This is a genomic window from Marivita cryptomonadis (assembly GCF_002115725.1).
Classification (GTDB): domain Bacteria; phylum Pseudomonadota; class Alphaproteobacteria; order Rhodobacterales; family Rhodobacteraceae; genus Marivita; species Marivita cryptomonadis.
Genome location: NZ_JFKD01000005.1, coordinates 132,766 through 150,137 on the forward strand (window position 1 = coordinate 132,766; position 17,372 = coordinate 150,137).

General features: G+C 58.2%; 15 protein-coding genes. 13 read left to right on the top strand and 2 right to left on the bottom strand.

Annotation, left to right across the window (positions count from 1 at the left end):
- Positions 1 to 94 precede the first annotated feature (94 nt).
- Both rpoC and MCRY_RS07375 read left to right on the top strand, forming a co-directional pair.
- Positions 95 to 4,342, top strand: a complete 4,248-nt coding sequence (rpoC, locus tag MCRY_RS07370; RefSeq protein WP_085628840.1) for a DNA-directed RNA polymerase subunit beta' — start codon at positions 95 to 97, stop codon at positions 4,340 to 4,342.
- Between the two features lie 142 nt (positions 4,343 to 4,484).
- Entirely contained in the window at positions 4,485 to 5,693 is a 1,209-nt protein-coding gene (locus tag MCRY_RS07375; RefSeq protein ID WP_085628967.1) for a PQQ-dependent sugar dehydrogenase, read from the top strand.
- Between the two features lie 36 nt (positions 5,694 to 5,729).
- On the opposite strand, the gene MCRY_RS07380 is transcribed toward MCRY_RS07375, so the two are convergent.
- On the bottom strand, positions 5,730 to 7,106 hold the full coding sequence (locus MCRY_RS07380) for an MATE family efflux transporter (RefSeq protein WP_244897891.1): 1,377 nt from the start codon (positions 7,104 to 7,106) through the stop codon (positions 5,730 to 5,732).
- 138 nt (positions 7,107 to 7,244) lie between these two features.
- On the opposite strand from MCRY_RS07380, the gene MCRY_RS07385 reads away from it, so the two are divergent.
- Positions 7,245 to 8,150 (top strand): DMT family transporter, encoded by a 906-nt coding sequence (locus MCRY_RS07385; protein WP_085628841.1) that lies wholly within the window; start codon positions 7,245 to 7,247, stop codon positions 8,148 to 8,150.
- Here MCRY_RS07385 and MCRY_RS07390 read toward each other — a convergent pair.
- On the bottom strand, positions 8,083 to 8,922 hold the full coding sequence (locus MCRY_RS07390; protein ID WP_085628842.1) for a putative rhamnosyl transferase: 840 nt from the start codon (positions 8,920 to 8,922) through the stop codon (positions 8,083 to 8,085). The genes MCRY_RS07385 and MCRY_RS07390 overlap by 68 nt on opposite strands.
- 372 nt (positions 8,923 to 9,294) lie before the next feature.
- Between MCRY_RS07390 and rpsL the strand changes: the two genes are divergently transcribed.
- The 10 genes from rpsL (at position 9,295) to rpsS (ending at position 17,371) form a co-directional block, all read left to right on the top strand.
- Positions 9,295 to 9,666, top strand: a complete 372-nt coding sequence (gene rpsL / locus MCRY_RS07395; protein ID WP_054000841.1) for a 30S ribosomal protein S12 — start codon at positions 9,295 to 9,297, stop codon at positions 9,664 to 9,666.
- A 12-nt stretch (positions 9,667 to 9,678) separates the two neighbouring features.
- The gene (rpsG, locus tag MCRY_RS07400) at positions 9,679 to 10,149 is read left to right on the top strand and encodes a 30S ribosomal protein S7 (protein WP_085628843.1); all 471 of its coding nucleotides are present in this window, start codon (positions 9,679 to 9,681) and stop codon (positions 10,147 to 10,149) included.
- Positions 10,150 to 10,164: 15 nt separating this feature from the next.
- On the top strand, positions 10,165 to 12,282 hold the full coding sequence (gene fusA / locus MCRY_RS07405) for an elongation factor G (protein ID WP_085628844.1): 2,118 nt from the start codon (positions 10,165 to 10,167) through the stop codon (positions 12,280 to 12,282).
- Between the two features lie 88 nt (positions 12,283 to 12,370).
- Positions 12,371 to 13,546, top strand: a complete 1,176-nt coding sequence (gene tuf / locus MCRY_RS07410) for an elongation factor Tu (protein WP_085628829.1) — start codon at positions 12,371 to 12,373, stop codon at positions 13,544 to 13,546.
- A 119-nt stretch (positions 13,547 to 13,665) separates the two neighbouring features.
- On the top strand, positions 13,666 to 13,974 hold the full coding sequence (gene rpsJ / locus MCRY_RS07415; protein ID WP_085628845.1) for a 30S ribosomal protein S10: 309 nt from the start codon (positions 13,666 to 13,668) through the stop codon (positions 13,972 to 13,974).
- Positions 13,975 to 13,986: 12 nt separating this feature from the next.
- Positions 13,987 to 14,829: a 50S ribosomal protein L3 gene (gene rplC / locus MCRY_RS07420; protein ID WP_085628846.1), complete on the top strand. Its 843-nt coding sequence runs from the start codon at positions 13,987 to 13,989 to the stop codon at positions 14,827 to 14,829.
- Positions 14,826 to 15,443 (top strand): 50S ribosomal protein L4, encoded by a 618-nt coding sequence (gene rplD, locus MCRY_RS07425; RefSeq protein WP_085628847.1) that lies wholly within the window; start codon positions 14,826 to 14,828, stop codon positions 15,441 to 15,443. The genes rplC and rplD overlap by 4 nt, the downstream gene beginning before the upstream one ends.
- Complete coding sequence (locus MCRY_RS07430) at positions 15,440 to 15,736, top strand: 50S ribosomal protein L23 (RefSeq protein ID WP_085628848.1); 297 nt, start codon at positions 15,440 to 15,442, stop codon at positions 15,734 to 15,736. Before rplD ends, MCRY_RS07430 begins: the two co-directional genes overlap by 4 nt.
- A gap of 510 nt (positions 15,737 to 16,246) precedes the next feature.
- A complete protein-coding gene (rplB, locus tag MCRY_RS07435; protein ID WP_085628849.1) occupies positions 16,247 to 17,089 on the top strand; it encodes a 50S ribosomal protein L2 in 843 nt (280 codons plus the stop codon).
- Between the two features lie 3 nt (positions 17,090 to 17,092).
- Entirely contained in the window at positions 17,093 to 17,371 is a 279-nt protein-coding gene (rpsS, locus tag MCRY_RS07440; protein WP_085628850.1) for a 30S ribosomal protein S19, read from the top strand.
- Position 17,372 lies beyond the last annotated feature (1 nt).

Here is a 17,372-nt window from a genome sequence, read left to right on the forward strand (position 1 = left end):
CGGGCGCGGCCAGACTTTTCGAAAAGTCTGGCCAATTCCTTCAAAGGAATTGGCGCCCGGCTCATCCCCCACGCCCTTATTTTGAGGTAACTCTATGAACCAGGAACTGACCAACAACCCGTTCAACCCCGTCGCACCGGCCAAGGTGTTCGACGAGATCAAAGTCTCGCTCGCATCGCCCGAGCGGATTTTGTCGTGGTCCTTCGGTGAGATCAAAAAGCCCGAAACCATCAACTACCGCACGTTCAAGCCGGAACGTGACGGCCTGTTCTGCGCGCGTATCTTTGGCCCGATCAAGGATTACGAATGCCTGTGTGGCAAGTACAAGCGCATGAAGTATCGCGGCGTTGTCTGCGAAAAATGCGGTGTTGAAGTCACGCTTCAAAAGGTCCGCCGCGAGCGGATGGGCCATATCGAACTGGCTGCGCCCTGCGCCCACATCTGGTTCCTCAAGTCGCTGCCGTCGCGCATCGGCCTGATGCTGGACATGACGCTGCGCGATCTGGAACGCATCCTCTACTTTGAAAACTACGTTGTGATCGAGCCGGGTCTGACCGACCTGACCTACGGCCAGTTGATGACCGAAGAAGAGTTCATGGACGCGCAGGATGCCTACGGCATGGACGCGTTCACTGCCAATATCGGTGCTGAAGCGATCCGTGAGATGCTCGCCAATATCGATCTGGAATCCGAGGCCGACACGCTGCGCGCCGATCTCAAGGAAGCGACAGGTGAACTGAAGCCCAAGAAGATCATCAAGCGCCTCAAGGTGGTTGAATCCTTCCTCGAGTCCGGCAACCGTCCGGAATGGATGGTTCTGACAGTGATCCCCGTGATCCCGCCAGAACTGCGTCCGCTGGTTCCTCTGGATGGGGGCCGTTTCGCGACCTCTGACCTCAACGATCTTTATCGTCGCGTGATCAACCGGAACAACCGTCTCAAGCGTCTGATCGAATTGCGCGCGCCTGACATTATCGTTCGGAACGAAAAGCGGATGCTGCAGGAATCCGTGGACGCTCTGTTCGACAACGGCCGTCGTGGTCGTGTCATCACCGGTGCCAACAAGCGCCCGCTCAAGTCGCTGTCCGACATGCTCAAGGGCAAGCAGGGTCGCTTCCGTCAGAACCTTTTGGGTAAGCGCGTCGATTTCTCGGGTCGCTCGGTCATTGTGACGGGCCCGGAACTCAAACTGCACCAGTGCGGATTGCCGAAGAAGATGGCGCTCGAACTGTTCAAGCCGTTCATCTATTCGCGGCTTGAAGCCAAGGGCCTGTCGTCGACCGTCAAACAAGCCAAGAAATTGGTCGAGAAAGAGCGTCCCGAAGTTTGGGATATCCTTGACGAAGTGATCCGCGAACACCCGGTTTTGCTGAACCGTGCGCCGACGCTGCACCGTCTGGGCATTCAGGCGTTCGAGCCGGTTCTGATCGAAGGTAAGGCGATCCAGCTTCACCCGCTCGTCTGTTCGGCTTTCAACGCTGACTTCGACGGTGACCAGATGGCTGTTCACGTCCCGCTGAGCCTTGAGGCGCAGTTGGAAGCCCGTGTTCTCATGATGTCGACGAACAACGTCCTGTCGCCGGCCAACGGCGCGCCGATCATCGTTCCGTCGCAGGATATGATCCTTGGCCTGTACTATGTGTCCATCGCCCGCAATGGGATGAAGGGCGAAGGGATGACATTCGCGTCGATCGAAGAAGTCGAGCACGCGCTGAATGCTGGCGAAGTGCATTTGCATGCCAACATCAAATGCCGGGTCAAGCAGATCGACGACGAAGGCAACGAGATCACCAAACTGTACGACTCCACACCGGGTCGTGTGCGTCTTGGTGCGCTGCTGCCGTTGAACGCAAAAGCGCCGTTTGATCTCGTCAACACGCTTCTGCGTAAGAAAGACGTGCAGAAAGTCATCGACACTGTCTACCGTTATTGCGGTCAGAAAGAGTCGGTTATCTTCTGTGACCAGATCATGACCATGGGCTTTAAAGAAGCGTTCAAGGCGGGCATTTCGTTCGGCAAGGACGACATGGTGATCCCGGAAACCAAGTGGCCGATCGTTGAAGAAACACGCGATCAGGTTAAGGATTTCGAACAGCAGTACATGGACGGCCTGATCACTCAGGGTGAAAAGTACAACAAAGTTGTCGATGCCTGGTCGAAGTGTAACGACAAGGTCACTGAAGCCATGATGTCCACCATCTCGGCAGAAAAAACCGACGAAAATGGCGCGACTATGGAACCGAACTCGGTCTATATGATGGCCCACTCCGGTGCCCGTGGCTCGGTCACGCAGATGAAGCAGCTGGGCGGGATGCGCGGTCTGATGGCGAAGCCGAATGGCGACATCATCGAAACGCCGATCATCTCGAACTTCAAGGAAGGTCTGACCGTTCTTGAATACTTCAACTCGACTCACGGCGCTCGTAAGGGTCTGTCGGACACAGCTTTGAAGACGGCGAACTCGGGTTACCTGACCCGCCGTCTGGTGGACGTGGCGCAGGACTGCATCGTGCGTTTGCATGATTGCGGCACCGATCGTGCGATCACCGCTCAGGCGGCAGTCAATGATGGTGAAGTCGTCGCATCGCTGGCCGAGCGTATCCTTGGTCGTGTGAACGCCGATGATATCCTCAAGCCGGGGACGGACGAGGTGCTGGTGCGCGCCGGTCAACTGATCGACGAACGCATGTCCGACATGATCGAAGAGTCGGGTGTTGCCACCATGCGTATCCGTTCGCCGCTGACCTGCGAGGCCGAAGAGGGCGTTTGTGCCATGTGCTATGGTCGTGACCTTGCACGCGGCACATTGGTCAATAACGGCGAAGCGGTGGGTATCATCGCGGCACAGTCGATTGGCGAGCCGGGTACACAGCTGACGATGCGGACGTTCCACATCGGCGGCGTTGCTCAGGGTGGTCAGCAGTCGTTCCAAGAAGCGAGCCAAGAAGGCAAGGTCGTGTTCGAGAACGCGTCTACGCTGGAAAACTCGGTGGGTGACACGCTTGTCATGGGCCGTAACATGAAGCTGCGCATCATGGACGAGCATGGCGTCGAACGGGCCAGCCACAAGCTGGGCTACGGCACCAAGGTGTTCGTCAATGAAGGCAACATGGTCAAGCGCGGCGACAAGCTGTTCGAATGGGATCCATATACCCTGCCGATCATCGCCGAAAAGGACGGTATCGCCAAGCACGTGGACCTTACCGCTGGTGTTGCCGTACGTGACGAAACCGACGATGCGACAGGCATGACCCAGAAGATCGTCATCGACTGGCGTGCTGCACCCAAGGGCAATGAGCTTAAGCCGGAAATCATCCTGATGGGTGAAGACGGTGAGCCGCTGCGCAACGATGCGGGCAATCCGATCACCTATCCGATGTCGGTGGACGCCATTCTGTCCGTCGAAGATGGTCAAGACGTCAAGGCCGGGGACGTGGTTGCACGTATCCCGCGCGAAGGTGCCAAGACCAAGGACATCACCGGTGGTCTGCCGCGTGTGGCTGAACTCTTTGAGGCACGTCGCCCCAAGGATCACGCCATCATCGCGGAAATCGACGGCTATGTGCGCTTTGGCAAGGACTACAAGAACAAGCGTCGCATCACCATCGAACCGGCGGATGACACCATGGAGCCCGTGGAATACATGGTTCCCAAGGGTAAGCACATTCCTGTTCAGGAGAACGACTTCATCCAGAAGGGTGAATACATCATGGACGGCAACCCTGCGCCGCATGACATCCTGTCCATCATGGGTGTCGAAGCGCTGGCGAACTACATGATCGACGAAGTTCAGGACGTCTATCGCCTGCAAGGTGTGAAGATCAACGACAAGCATGTCGAAGTGATCGTGCGCCAGATGCTTCAGAAGTGGGAAATTCAGGATTCTGGTGACACCACGCTTCTGAAAGGCGAACATGTGGACAAAGCCGAATTCGACCTTGCCAATGAAAAGGCCGAAAAGAAGGGTGGCCGTGCTGCCCAAGGCGAACCGATCCTGCTGGGCATCACCAAGGCGTCGCTGCAAACGCGCAGCTTCATCTCGGCGGCGTCGTTCCAGGAAACCACGCGCGTTCTGACCGAAGCATCGGTTCAGGGCAAGAAAGACAAGCTTGTTGGCCTGAAAGAGAACGTCATTGTGGGCCGTCTGATCCCGGCGGGCACCGGAGGGGCGACCCAGAAAATGCGTCGCGTGGCGCAAGATCGCGACAATGTCGTAATCGAAGCACGCCGCGAAGAGGCCGAGGCGGCTGCTGCGCTGGCAGCTCCTGCGCCGATGGACGATGTGGTGGGTGGCGACGAGTTCGACAACATCATTGTCGACACTCCGGAAAGCCGCGAATAAGCGCGACTTTTTACCAAATGATAAAAAACCCCCGCGCTGGTCGCGGGGGTTTTTGTTTGAACTCCAGTGAAAACAGGAACGGAACCTCTTAACGCACGTTGATCCAGCAACAGCGTAAAAGGAGAGTTTCATGATCCGCTCAATGACAACGACCACTGCTCTGGCCATGTGCCTTGCTGCCCCTGCGGCCGCGCAGGAGACCCACAGCTGGGGCGCAAAGAACGCCGATTTCGAACCCGCGTTTGAAAACCAGACCCGTGCCGAATTGGCACAGTCCGATCTGACATTCGAGTATCGCCAGATCACCGAAGGGCTGGAACACCCATGGGCAGTGGCCGAACTGCCCGATGGGGCAGGGCTCTTGGTGACCGAGCGCCCGGGGCGTCTTGTGCATGTGTCACTGGATGGGGACGTGTCGGAGCCGATTTCTGGCCTTCCTGAGATTTTCAATCAATCGGCCGGCAACAGCACGCAAGCTGGTTTGCTGGACGTAAAAGTTGGACCGAACTTTGCCGAAGATCGAATGATCTATTTTACCTACGCCAAGGGCAAAGGCGACGGCATGTCGGTGACGGCTGCCGGACGCGGTGTCTTGTCAGAGGACATGACGGCCCTGACGGACGTTATGGATATCTTCGAACAAACCCCGCCATCACCAGCCGCGATGCATTATGGCAGCCGGATCGTGTTTGACGGCAAAGGTCATGCCTTCATCACCACGGGCGAGCACTTTACCGACGAAGAGCGCGAGAAGGCGCAAGGTTTGGACAATACGTATGGCAAAGTCGTGCGCGTGGATCTTGACGGATCGGTTCCAGACGACAACCCGTTCGTCGGTCAGGAGGGTGCAGAGGCATCTATTTGGTCCTACGGGCACCGGAATATCCAAGGTGCGGCCATGCGCGGAGAACAACTTTTTATTGTTGAACACGGCCCGGCTGGAGGAGACGAGATCAACATCCCGCAAGCGGGGCTGAACTATGGCTGGCCGGTGGTATCCTACGGCGTGCGCTATGACGGCGAGGACATCGGAACAGGCGGAGCACAAGCCGAGGGTATGGCTGAGCCTGCATATTACTGGGATCCGGTCATCGCACCGGGGGATATGCTGTTTTACGACGGTACCCTGATGTCCGGATGGCAAGGCGACAGCCTTGTTGCGGGACTGGTGGCGCCGGGTGTCGTGCGGCTTGAATGGGACGGAGACCGCGTCAGCTCCGAGGAGCGTCTGTTCACCGAGTACGGCCGCGTGCGCGATATCGAAGAACTGAGCGACGGTAGTTTGATCCTCGCCACCGATTACGAAAACGGTGGGCTGATCCATGTGACGATCGGTGGGTCGGGTTCTTGAGCAACGCAAACGGAGCGCAAAATGCGCTCCGTTTTTCTATGCAGGTTTGGCGCGAAGACCACCCATTGTGGTTTGCGACACGCGGATGGCGACGATCAGGGCCATGACCCAGCCGGTCGAGACAGCGGTTGCAATGCCCAGCCAGACCCCCCAGACATCAAAACCCAAGAGCGCAATAAACACCCAGATAAAGAAGGCGACGCCAAAGCCTTGGCGGTAGACGCTGATCCAAAGCGTGTAGATTGGGCGCTTCATCGCTTGCAGCAGCGAGTTGATGGAGAAGAGCATCATGTAGATCGGAAAAAGAAACCCATCGACCAACAGGTAACTTGCACCGATCTCAATCACGTCCGGGTCTGACGTGAAGGGCCGCATGGCCCAAGCTCCGCCAAACCATAGGGCGGGCATGGCGACCAGCGACAGGGCAAAGCCCAGTTTCCAGCAAAAGAACACGGCATCGCGCACGCGGTCATATTCCTTTGCGCCAAAGTTCTGGCCCGCAATAGGCAGCAGGGCACTGGTCATGCCAAGGACAGGCAAAAGCAGGATTTGTTCGATCCTGAGCGCCACGCCATAGGCAGCAATAGCGTCTTCACCAAAATTCTTGAGAGCGAATTGTACGACAAAGCCCGACACAAACATCACCACAAGCGCCGTGGTCGCCGGCAGCATCTGTTCGACAATTGCTTTGTAGCAGGTGGGGTCTGGCATGAACTCGGCGCGTTTGACGCGTTCCATCATGTTCAGATTGAACACGCGCGACAGGATGAACGCCATCACGCCGGTCTGGCTGATCACAGTGGCCAAAGCGATGCCGTTGAAGCCCATGCCGCCCCAGATGCCGGGAATGCCGAACATCATCAGCGGGTTGAGGCCGATATTGGCAAAGAAGGCGACCATCATAGCACGTTGCATGGACCGGGTGTCGCCATGCGCCTGCAGGATGCCATTGCCGCCGTAGGCCAGCAGGAAGCCGGGCAGGGCGAGGATCAGCAGGCGGAAATAGCCCAAAGCGGCGTCGCGATAGCCACCGGGTTCGGATACCAATGCGATCAGGTGTGGCCCCGCGAACCAGCCGCCGACCATCAGCAGCGCGGTGGCGATGACACCAAAGCTAAGGCCTTGTGCCGCGAGACTGCGGCTGGCCGTGGTGTTCTTTTCACCCTTGGCATTGCTGACCAGTGCGCTGAGGGCGGACCCAAGGCCAAAGCCGACAGCCATCATGATGAAAAATGCTTGATAGCCAATGGCCAGACCCGCCTGCGCCTCGGTCGAGAGTTTGCCGGCATAATAGACGTCCACAATATTATAGAGTGTGGAGAACAGCATCCCCAAGGCTGCCGGGATGGCGAGGTTCTTGTAGTGGGTCAGCATTGGCCCGGTGGTCAGATCGTCGTTTAGGGCTAATGCCACGGGCGCTCCTGTCTCATAGCGACTGGGGGAGGTGTCGCCCCCTTGCTGCGATACACTGAATGGCCCTGAAAGCCAAAGACCTATCGCGTGTCGCTTTTGGCATGGAGGCGGCACAGACGGCCTGCTAATCCGAGCAGCATGATACAACTCTCCGACAATATGCGCGGCGCGCTTTTGATGTGTGTCTCGATGGCCGCTTTCACCTTTGGGGACGCGTCAATCAAGGCGACCGGCGGGGATCTGCCGCTGTCGCAATTGCTGGTGATCCGCGGGGCTCTGGCCTCGGCTGCATTGATCGCGATGGCGCTTTATTTCAACGGGTTGAAGCTGCGACTTCCGGCCCAAGACTGGGCACTGATCCTTGGGCGCGGGCTGGCCGAAGCGACAGCGGCGTATTTCTTTTTGACTGCGCTTTTGGCGATGCCTTTGGCCAATGTGACAGCGCTTTTGCAGATGTTGCCATTGACCGTCACCTTGGGTGGCGCACTGGTGTTCCGCGAGGCGGTGGGCTGGCGGCGCTGGTCGGCGATCATTATCGGGTTTGTCGGCATGCTGTTGATCGTGCGGCCGGGAACGGACGGGTTCACCTCGGCTTCGGTTTATGCGCTGTGCGCTGTCGCGGCGGTCACGGTGCGCGATCTGGTGACGCGGCGGGTGTCCAAAGTGGTGCCGTCGCTGACGGTAACGGTGTTTTCGTCGGTGATCGTGACGCTGTTTGCGGGGCTCTGGTCGATTGAACAGGACTGGGTGGCCATGACACCGCGCCTGACGATGCTGGTTCTGATGGCGACCACCTTTGTTATCTGCGCCTATCTGTGCAGCGTCATGGTGATGCGCGTTGGCGAAGTGAGCTTTGTCGCACCGTTTCGCTATACCGGGTTGGTCTGGGCGTTGATCCTGGGATTTCTTGTTTTTGGCGAATGGCCAGAGCCTCTGACCTTGATCGGAGCGACGATCATCGTGGCGACAGGGGTGTTCAGCCTGCTGCGTGAGGCGCAGTTGAAGCGGCGGGCGCGAAAGCCGATTCTACCGCGTCAGCCGTGAGGGCAAACCGCCGGTTCAATGTCTCGATGTGCTCGACTGTGGGAGCGTGAAAATCGGGGTGATCAACCTTGGGCTTTTGACGGGAATCGTTGCTCCCGTGGTGTGAGCGCAGATACATCGGTGCATCGGTAAACGTGACGGTTGGCATGAAACGGTTGATGCGGCTGTGCGCGAAATTCATGAGGCTTTGCCGGACGCCGCCTTGAACCGCCAGTGCCTGCGCCACGCCGAGATAGGGATTGACCGTCTCGGTGATTTCGAACGGATGAAGGTCAGAGCGGCAGATCGTGTAACCCCTGTTCCAATCGAACCCAACCAGCTTGTTGCTGAGAACCAAAGCAGCGCAATCGGTGGCGGCCTTGCGCAGGCGGGCAATGAAATCGACCGAGAGCGCGTCATCGTCATCGTGGCGAACTTGCAGGCAAGGCTGATTGATATGCTTACGGGCTGCATTCAGAACAGATTGACAGATCTGCCGGTGCGGTGCGGGGTCGCGGGCAATGATGCGCCCTTGGGGCATATCGGCCATCAAGGCTTTCAGTCGGGAAAGATAGGGGGCCGGCAGGCAGGTGCCGACCAGAACGACAAAGTCGAAATCGGGATCGGTTTGCGCCTTGAGACCGGGCAGGCACAGGTGCTCGAACAGAGCAAAGCGCTGCTCCATCCGGTCAGGCGCATAGAGAAAGGCCTGGCGGTCGGCGATGCTGTCGTGTTCCACTTGGAAACCGCCCTCGGCGGGGTAGGAAAACCGACAGAAAACGATGGTCTGCATGGCGATTGGCCCTGTGTAACGGCGACGGCTCGTGTTACGTAACTGTGCCTTGGCAACGCGGTGCACACAAGCGCCGGGGCGCTGTTGACAAGCTATCCGACTCTCCATATACGCGCGTCTAATTCGGCAGGGTGGATACCCGTTTTGCCGATTTACAGGACTGGAGCGGTCAAGATCCGGGCGCAAGCCCCGATCCTCTGGAAATGCACCGTATCGCTTCCACTAAGGAGGCGGATGCGGTTCTTTGCGTCGTTTTTGTAGGAAAGCGGCGAGAATTGAACAGGGTCAAGCGGACGCGCATGGCCTTCATACGAAACCCGCACGGGGCACCCCGTGCACCACATATGTGAGCTACACGGGGAAAGAACCGGAATGCCAACGATCCAACAGCTGATCCGCAAGCCGCGGCAGCCGAAAATCAAGCGCTCGAAGTCGCAGCACCTTGAGCAGTGCCCGCAGAAACGTGGCGTATGCACACGTGTCTACACAACCACACCGAAGAAGCCGAACTCGGCGATGCGTAAAGTGGCCAAGGTCCGTTTGACCAACGGTTACGAAGTCATCAGCTACATCCCGGGTGAAAGCCACAACCTTCAGGAGCACTCGGTGGTTCTGATCCGTGGCGGTCGTGTAAAAGACCTTCCCGGTGTGCGCTATCACATCCTGCGTGGTGTTCTGGATACCCAGGGCGTCAAGGACCGGAAACAGCGCCGTTCGAAATATGGCGCGAAGCGTCCGAAGTAAGAGGAATTACAGATGTCTCGTCGTCACGCCGCAGAAAAACGCGAAGTCCTGCCCGACGCCAAGTATGGCGACCGGGTTCTGACCAAGTTCATGAACAACCTGATGATCGATGGTAAAAAGTCGGTCGCGGAACGCATCGTCTACAGCGCGCTGGATCGCGTCGAAGGCAAGGTGAAGCGCGCGCCAGTAGAAATCTTCCACGAGGCGTTGGACAACATCAAGCCGTCGGTCGAGGTTCGCTCCCGCCGGGTTGGTGGCGCAACCTACCAGGTGCCCGTCGAAGTGCGTCCCGAGCGCCGCGAAGCGCTTGCGATCCGCTGGTTGATCAACGCGAGCCGCGCCCGCAACGAAAACACCATGGAAGAGCGTCTTGCCGCTGAACTTCTGGATGCCGTGAACTCCCGTGGTTCGGCCGTGAAGAAGCGTGAAGACACTCACAAGATGGCCGACGCGAACAAAGCGTTCAGCCACTACCGCTGGTAATAGGAGCCAAACACAATGGCACGCGATTATCCTCTCGAGCGCTACCGCAACTTCGGTATCATGGCGCACATCGACGCAGGTAAAACCACCTGCTCCGAACGCATCCTGTTTTACACCGGCAAGTCGCACAACATCGGCGAAGTGCACGATGGTGCTGCAACCATGGACTGGATGGAGCAGGAACAGGAACGTGGCATCACGATCACGTCCGCTGCAACCACGACGTTTTGGGAACGCACGGAAAACGGTGTTGAGCCGGATAGCCCGAAGCACCGTCTGAACATCATCGACACCCCCGGGCACGTGGACTTCACCATTGAAGTCGAACGTTCGCTGGCTGTTCTCGACGGTGCAGTCTGTGTTCTTGACGCCAACGCCGGTGTTGAGCCGCAGACCGAAACCGTTTGGCGCCAGGCTGACCGCTACAAGGTTCCGCGCATGGTGTTCGTCAATAAGATGGACAAGATCGGCGCTGACTTCTTCAACTGCGTTGCGATGATCGAAGACCGTACAGGCGCGAAGGCTGTGCCGGTTGGTATTCCGATCGGTGCGGAAACCGAACTCGAAGGTCTGATTGACCTTGTGACCATGGAAGAGTGGCTCTGGCAGGGCGAGGATCTTGGTGCGTCCTGGATCAAAGCTCCGATCCGTGACAGCCTCAAGGACATGGCTGAAGAGTGGCGCGGCAAGATGATCGAAGCGGCCGTCGACATGGACGACGACGCGATGATGGAATACCTTGAAGGCAACGAGCCTGACGTTCCGACACTGCGCGCTCTGCTGCGTAAGGGTACGCTGTCGCTGTCGTTCGTACCGGTTCTGGGCGGTTCCGCGTTCAAAAACAAAGGTGTTCAGCCGCTGCTCAACGCTGTGATCGACTACCTGCCGAGCCCGCTCGACGTGGTTGACTACATGGGCTTCAAGCCGGGTGATGAGACCGAAACACGCAACATCCCGCGTCGCGCGGATGACAATATGGCGTTCTCCGGCCTTGCGTTCAAAATCATGAACGACCCGTTTGTTGGCTCGCTGACTTTCGTACGGATCTACTCTGGTAAGCTCATGAAGGGCGACTCCATGCTCAACTCGACCAAAGGTCATGGTGAGCGCGTGGGCCGTATGATGATGATGCACTCCAACAACCGCGATGAAATTACCGAAGCGTATGCTGGTGACATCATTGCTCTGGGTGGTCTCAAGAACACGACAACTGGTGACACGCTTTGTGACAAAGCTGATCCGGTGGTTCTGGAAACGATGACGTTCCCGGATCCGGTCATCGAGATTGCGGTCGAGCCGAAAACCAAAGGCGACCAAGAAAAGATGTCCCAGGGCCTTGCGCGTCTGGCGGCTGAAGATCCCTCCTTCCGTGTGGAAACCGACATTGAGTCCGGTCAGACCATCATGAAGGGCATGGGCGAACTTCACCTCGATATCCTCGTTGATCGTCTGAAGCGTGAGTTCAAGGTCGAAGCCAACATCGGTGCACCTCAGGTGGCGTATCGCGAAACCATCGGTCACGAAGTCGAGCACACCTACACCCACAAGAAACAGTCGGGTGGTTCGGGTCAGTTCGCCGAAGTGAAGCTGGTGATCACACCAACAGAGCCGGGCGAAGGCTATTCCTTCGAATCCAAGATTGTCGGTGGCGCGGTTCCCAAGGAATACATCCCGGGCGTCGAAAAGGGCATCAAGTCGGTCATGGACTCTGGTCCGTTGGCAGGCTTCCCCGTGATCGACTTCAAAGTCGCTCTGATCGACGGCAAGTTCCACGATGTGGACTCCAGCGTTCTGGCCTTTGAAATCGCGGCTCGGATGGGCATGCGCGAAGGCATGAAGAAAGCCGGAGCGAAGCTGCTTGAGCCGATCATGAAGGTCGAAGTTGTGACGCCGGAAGACTATACCGGTGGGATCATCGGTGACCTGACATCCCGTCGGGGTCAGGTGACTGGGCAGGAACCGCGCGGCAACGCTGTTGCGATTGCTGCGATGGTACCGCTCGCCAACATGTTCGGCTACATCAACACGCTGCGTTCCATGTCCTCGGGCCGTGCGCAGTTCACGATGCAGTTCGATCACTACGATCCGGTTCCGCAGAACATCTCTGAAGAGATCCAGTCGAAATACGCATAACCCGCGGTGCGTGGGCAACCACGCACCCTACCAACCCTGTAGGATGTGTGCGCAGCACGCACCGTGAGAAAAGAAAAGGAGCTTTGCAATGGGCAAGGAAAAGTTTGAGCGCGGTAAGCCGCACTGCAACATTGGCACGATTGGTCACGTTGACCACGGCAAGACGACGCTGACGGCGGCGATCACGAAGTACTTTGGTGACTTCAAGGCGTATGACCAGATCGACGGCGCGCCGGAAGAGAAGGCACGTGGTATCACGATCTCGACCGCGCACGTGGAATACGAAACCGACGCGCGTCACTATGCGCACGTCGACTGCCCCGGCCACGCCGACTATGTGAAAAACATGATCACCGGTGCCGCCCAGATGGACGGCGCGATCCTGGTTGTGAACGCCGCTGACGGCCCGATGCCGCAGACCCGCGAGCACATCCTGCTGGGCCGCCAGGTGGGTATTCCCGCCATGGTCGTGTTCATGAACAAGGTTGACCAGGTTGACGATCCGGAACTTCTGGAACTCGTCGAGATGGAAATCCGCGAATTGCTGTCGACCTACGACTTCCCGGGCGACGATATTCCGATCGTAGCGGGCTCTGCTCTGCACGCGATGAACGGCACTGAGCCGGAAATCGGTGAGAACAAGATCCGCGAACTGATGGCGGCCGTGGACGAGTACATCCCGCAGCCGGCACGTGCGATCGACCAGCCGTTCCTGATGCCGATCGAAGACGTGTTCTCGATCTCGGGTCGTGGTACGGTTGTGACCGGCCGTATCGAGCGTGGCGTGATCAACGTTGGCGACACCATCGAAATCGTTGGCATCAAGGACACCAAATCGACGACCTGTACCGGCGTTGAAATGTTCCGCAAGCTGCTGGATCGTGGTGAAGCAGGCGACAACGTGGGCGTTCTGCTGCGCGGCATCGACCGTGAGGGCGTTGAGCGTGGTCAGGTTCTGTGCAAGCCGAAGTCGGTGAACCCGCACACGAAGTTCGAAGCCGAGGTCTACATTCTGACCAAGGAAGAAGGCGGTCGTCACACACCGTTTTTCGCGAACTACCGTCCGCAGTTCTACTTCCGGACCACAGACGTGACGGGCACCGTGACGCTGCCGGAAGGTACCGAGATGGTGATGCCGGGCGACAACCTGAAGTTCGACGTTGAACTGATCGCGCCGATCGCCATGGAAGACGGCCTCCGCTTCGCCATCCGCGAAGGCGGCCGCACCGTCGGCTCCGGCGTCGTGTCCAAAATCGTCGAGTAAACTTCAACGATACCAAATTGCGCGGGGCGGCGTCATGCCGTCCCGTATTCGGTTCGATGAAGGGGCAGGGTGGTCTTGCCTCATCCTCTCAACCGCAACGCCAATAAAGGCTAAGACCAATGCAAAGCCAGACTATTCGCATTCGGCTCAAGGCGTTTGACTATCGTGTGCTCGACGCGTCGACACAGGAAATCGTCAACACTGCCAAGCGGACCGGCGCGCAAGTGCGCGGCCCGATTCCGCTGCCGAACAAGATTGAGAAATTCACCGTTCTGCGCGGTCCGCACGTCAACAAGAAGTCACGCGATCAGTGGGAAATCCGTACCCACAAGCGCATGCTCGACATCGTTGACCCGACCCCGCAAACTGTTGATGCCCTGATGAAGCTCGACCTCGCCGCTGGCGTGGATGTCGAGATCAAGGTTTAAGGAGAGTATCCCATGATGCGCTCTGGTATCATCGCTAAGAAAGTCGGCATGACCCGGCTTTTCATGGAAGACGGAAAGCAGATTCCCGTGACCGTCCTCCAACTCGACAATCTTCAGGTCGTTGCTCAGCGCACAGCTGACCAGCACGGCTATTCGGCAGTTCAGCTGGGCACCGGTTCGATCAAGGCAAAGCGCGTATCCAAAGCGATGCGCGGTCACTTTGCTGCGGCGAACGTGGAACCCAAGCGGAAGGTCGCGGAATTCCGCGTCGCACCCGAGAACCTGATCAACGTAGGTGAAGAGATCACTGCTGACCATTACTTCGAAGGTCAGTTTGTGGATGTCTCCGGCACGTCGATTGGTAAGGGTTTTGCCGGTGCCATGAAGCGTCACAACTTTGGTGGTCTGCGTGCCTCGCACGGTGTTTCGATTTCGCACCGTTCGCATGGTTCCACCGGTCAGTGTCAGGACCCGGGCAAAGTCTTCAAAGGTAAGAAGATGGCCGGTCACATGGGCGCTGTCAAAGTGACGACCCAGAACCTTCAGGTTGTGAAGACGGACGCGGAACGCGGCATCATCATGATCAAAGGCGCCGTTCCCGGCTCCAAAGGTGGTTGGGTGACCGTCAAGGACGCCATGAAGAAGCCGACGCCGGAAAACGTTATCCTGCCCGCCGCTCTGCGGTCGGCTGGTGAAGAAGCCAAGCGTCTGGCCGAAGAAGCCGCCGCTCAGGCCGCCGCTGAAGAAGCCGCCGCAGCAGAAGCTGCAGCAGCAGAGGCAGCAGCAGCCGAAGAAGCCGCTCTGAAAGAAGCCGAGGCGGAAATTCAGGCTGAGAAGAAGGAAGGCGACGAATGAAACTCGACGTGATCAAACTGGACGGCGGAACCGCCGGGTCGGTCGAGCTGGGCGACGAGATTTTTGGTCTCGAGCCGCGCGCCGACATTCTGCACCGTGTCGTTCGCTGGCAGCGCAACAAAGCGCAAGCCGGTACACACAAGGTGAAAACACGGTCCGAAGTCAGCTACTCGACCAAGAAGATCTATCGCCAGAAGGGCACCGGTGGCGCACGTCACGGCTCCCGCAAGGCTCCGATCTTCCGCAAGGGTGGTATCTACAAGGGTCCGACACCGCGCAGCCACGCGCACGACCTTCCCAAGAAGGTGCGTAAGCTGGGTCTCATGCACGCTCTGTCCGCCAAGGTCAAAGACGGTTCGCTTGTCATCATCGAGAATATCGATTCTGACGGTAAGACATCGTCGCTGGCCAAGCAGGTTTCAAACCTGGGCTGGAAGCGCGCGCTAATCATCGACGGGGCCGAAGTGAATGAAAACTTCGCCCGTGCCGCAGCCAACATCGACGGTCTCGATGTTCTGCCGTCGATGGGGGCAAACGTCTATGACATCCTCAAGCGTGACACTCTGGTGCTCACGAAGGCGGGTGTCGAAGCACTGGAGGCTCGTCTGAAATGAGCGCGAAAGCTGAACATTACGATGTGATCCGCAAGCCGATCATCACCGAGAAAACCACAATGGCGTCGGAAAACGGCGCTGTGGTCTTCGAAGTGGCGATCGACGCCAACAAACCGCAGATCAAAGCAGCCGTAGAAGCGCTGTTTGGTGTGTCGGTCAAGGCGGTCAACACGACGATCACGAAGGGCAAGACCAAGCGGTTCCGCGGCACAATGGGCCGTCGGAAAGACGTGAAGAAAGCCTATGTGACACTTGCCGAAGGCAACACGATCGACGTGACCACAGGTCTGTGATCTGGTTGGGTTTCGGCCCGGTCTGATAGAATAAGAAAGCCCCTCGCCAGTGATGGCGGGGGGCTTTTTCCTTGTTTTGGAGTGTGTTGGTCCTGATAGCGGCGAAGCCGCCGGGCCATTGTCAGACCTCCCAGATTGGCGATGTCCCGGCCGTGCACGGCACGTGAGAACACGCAGCCTACGGGTCTATACTCGGCGTCATCCTCGGGCTTGGCCCGAAGATTGGTCTGGTTAGGTGGCCTCGGGTCGAGCGCGAGGATGACGGTCCTTCTTGCGAAGCAAAGACGGTGTGCGACGGGAACGCGGATAACTCGTTCTTTCTAAACCCACGGCGCTTGACGCCACGCGCCACACCACCTAGTAAGCCCCAACCGCGCAGCCCCGGATTCGTCCGGGGCTTCGTTGTTGCATTAACCGGGGACCTTCGGGGCCCTATACCCCTGGCGAATACGTTCGCCCAAACATAGCGGGTCGTCAAAGACCTGCACTTGCTAACGGAAGACAGAAAGCATGGCACTCAAGTCGTATAAGCCGACGACGCCGGGCCAGCGCGGGCTGGTGCTGATCGACCGTTCGGAGCTGTGGAAAGGCCGTCCGGTCAAAGCCCTCACTGAGGGTTTGACCAAATCGGGTGGCCGGAACAACACCGGACGTATCACATCCCGTCGTCGCGGTGGTGGGGCGAAACGCCTTTACCGTATCGTTGATTTCAAGCGGAACAAGTTTGACGTGGGCGCGACCGTCGCGCGTATCGAATATGACCCCAACCGCACCGCCTTTATCGCACTCGTCCAGTATGACGATGGCGAACAGGCCTATATCCTTGCCCCCCAGCGTCTCGCCATTGGCGACCGCGTGGTTGCGTCGCAAAAAGCCGACGTCAAGCCGGGTAACGCGATGCCCTTCTCGGGGCTGCCCATCGGGACAATCGTTCACAACATCGAACTGAAGCCCGGCAAGGGTGGTCAGATCGCCCGTGCCGCCGGGACCTACGCTCAGTTCGTGGGTCGTGATGGTGGTTACGCGCAGATCCGTCTGAGCTCGGGCGAACTTCGCATGGTCCGTCAGGAATGCATGGCCACCGTCGGTGCCGTGTCCAACCCGGACAATTCGAACCAGAACTTCGGTAAAGCGGGCCGTATGCGCCACAAGGGCATTCGCCCAAGCGTCCGTGGTGTCGTCATGAACCCGATCGACCACCCGCACGGTGGTGGTGAAGGCCGGACCTCGGGTGGTCGTCACCCGGTGACCCCGTGGGGCAAGCCGACCAAGGGCAAGAAGACCCGCAACAGAAACAAGGCGTCGCAGAAGCTGATCATCCGCTCGCGTCACGCCAAGAAGAAGGGGCGGTAAACCATGTCGCGCTCTGTATGGAAGGGCCCGTTCGTCGATGCCTATGTCTTGAAAAAGGCAGAAGCGTCGCGTGAATCGGGTCGCAACGAAGTCATCAAAATCTGGTCGCGCCGCTCGACGATCCTGCCCCAGTTCGTGGGCCTGACGTTTGGCGTGTACAACGGCCAGAAGCATGTTCCTGTGAACGTCACCGAAGACATGATCGGTCAGAAGTTCGGTGAATATTCGCCGACACGGACCTATTACGGTCACGCGGCTGACAAAAAAGCGAAGCGGAAGTAAG

What these genes read in the sequence shown, in the direction of transcription:
- rpoC (WP_085628840.1), top strand. Translation starts at nt 95, where the DNA reads ATGAACCAGGAACTGACCAACAACCCGTTCAACCCCGTCGCACCGGCC.
- MCRY_RS07375 (WP_085628967.1), top strand. Translation starts at nt 4,485, where the DNA reads ATGACAACGACCACTGCTCTGGCCATGTGCCTTGCTGCCCCTGCGGCC.
- MCRY_RS07385 (WP_085628841.1), top strand. Translation starts at nt 7,245, where the DNA reads ATGATACAACTCTCCGACAATATGCGCGGCGCGCTTTTGATGTGTGTC.
- MCRY_RS07390 (WP_085628842.1), bottom strand. Translation starts at nt 8,922, where the DNA reads ATGCAGACCATCGTTTTCTGTCGGTTTTCCTACCCCGCCGAGGGCGGT.
- rpsL (WP_054000841.1), top strand. Translation starts at nt 9,295, where the DNA reads ATGCCAACGATCCAACAGCTGATCCGCAAGCCGCGGCAGCCGAAAATC.
- rpsG (WP_085628843.1), top strand. Translation starts at nt 9,679, where the DNA reads ATGTCTCGTCGTCACGCCGCAGAAAAACGCGAAGTCCTGCCCGACGCC.
- fusA (WP_085628844.1), top strand. Translation starts at nt 10,165, where the DNA reads ATGGCACGCGATTATCCTCTCGAGCGCTACCGCAACTTCGGTATCATG.
- tuf (WP_085628829.1), top strand. Translation starts at nt 12,371, where the DNA reads ATGGGCAAGGAAAAGTTTGAGCGCGGTAAGCCGCACTGCAACATTGGC.
- rpsJ (WP_085628845.1), top strand. Translation starts at nt 13,666, where the DNA reads ATGCAAAGCCAGACTATTCGCATTCGGCTCAAGGCGTTTGACTATCGT.
- rplC (WP_085628846.1), top strand. Translation starts at nt 13,987, where the DNA reads ATGATGCGCTCTGGTATCATCGCTAAGAAAGTCGGCATGACCCGGCTT.
- rplD (WP_085628847.1), top strand. Translation starts at nt 14,826, where the DNA reads ATGAAACTCGACGTGATCAAACTGGACGGCGGAACCGCCGGGTCGGTC.
- MCRY_RS07430 (WP_085628848.1), top strand. Translation starts at nt 15,440, where the DNA reads ATGAGCGCGAAAGCTGAACATTACGATGTGATCCGCAAGCCGATCATC.
- rplB (WP_085628849.1), top strand. Translation starts at nt 16,247, where the DNA reads ATGGCACTCAAGTCGTATAAGCCGACGACGCCGGGCCAGCGCGGGCTG.
- rpsS (WP_085628850.1), top strand. Translation starts at nt 17,093, where the DNA reads ATGTCGCGCTCTGTATGGAAGGGCCCGTTCGTCGATGCCTATGTCTTG.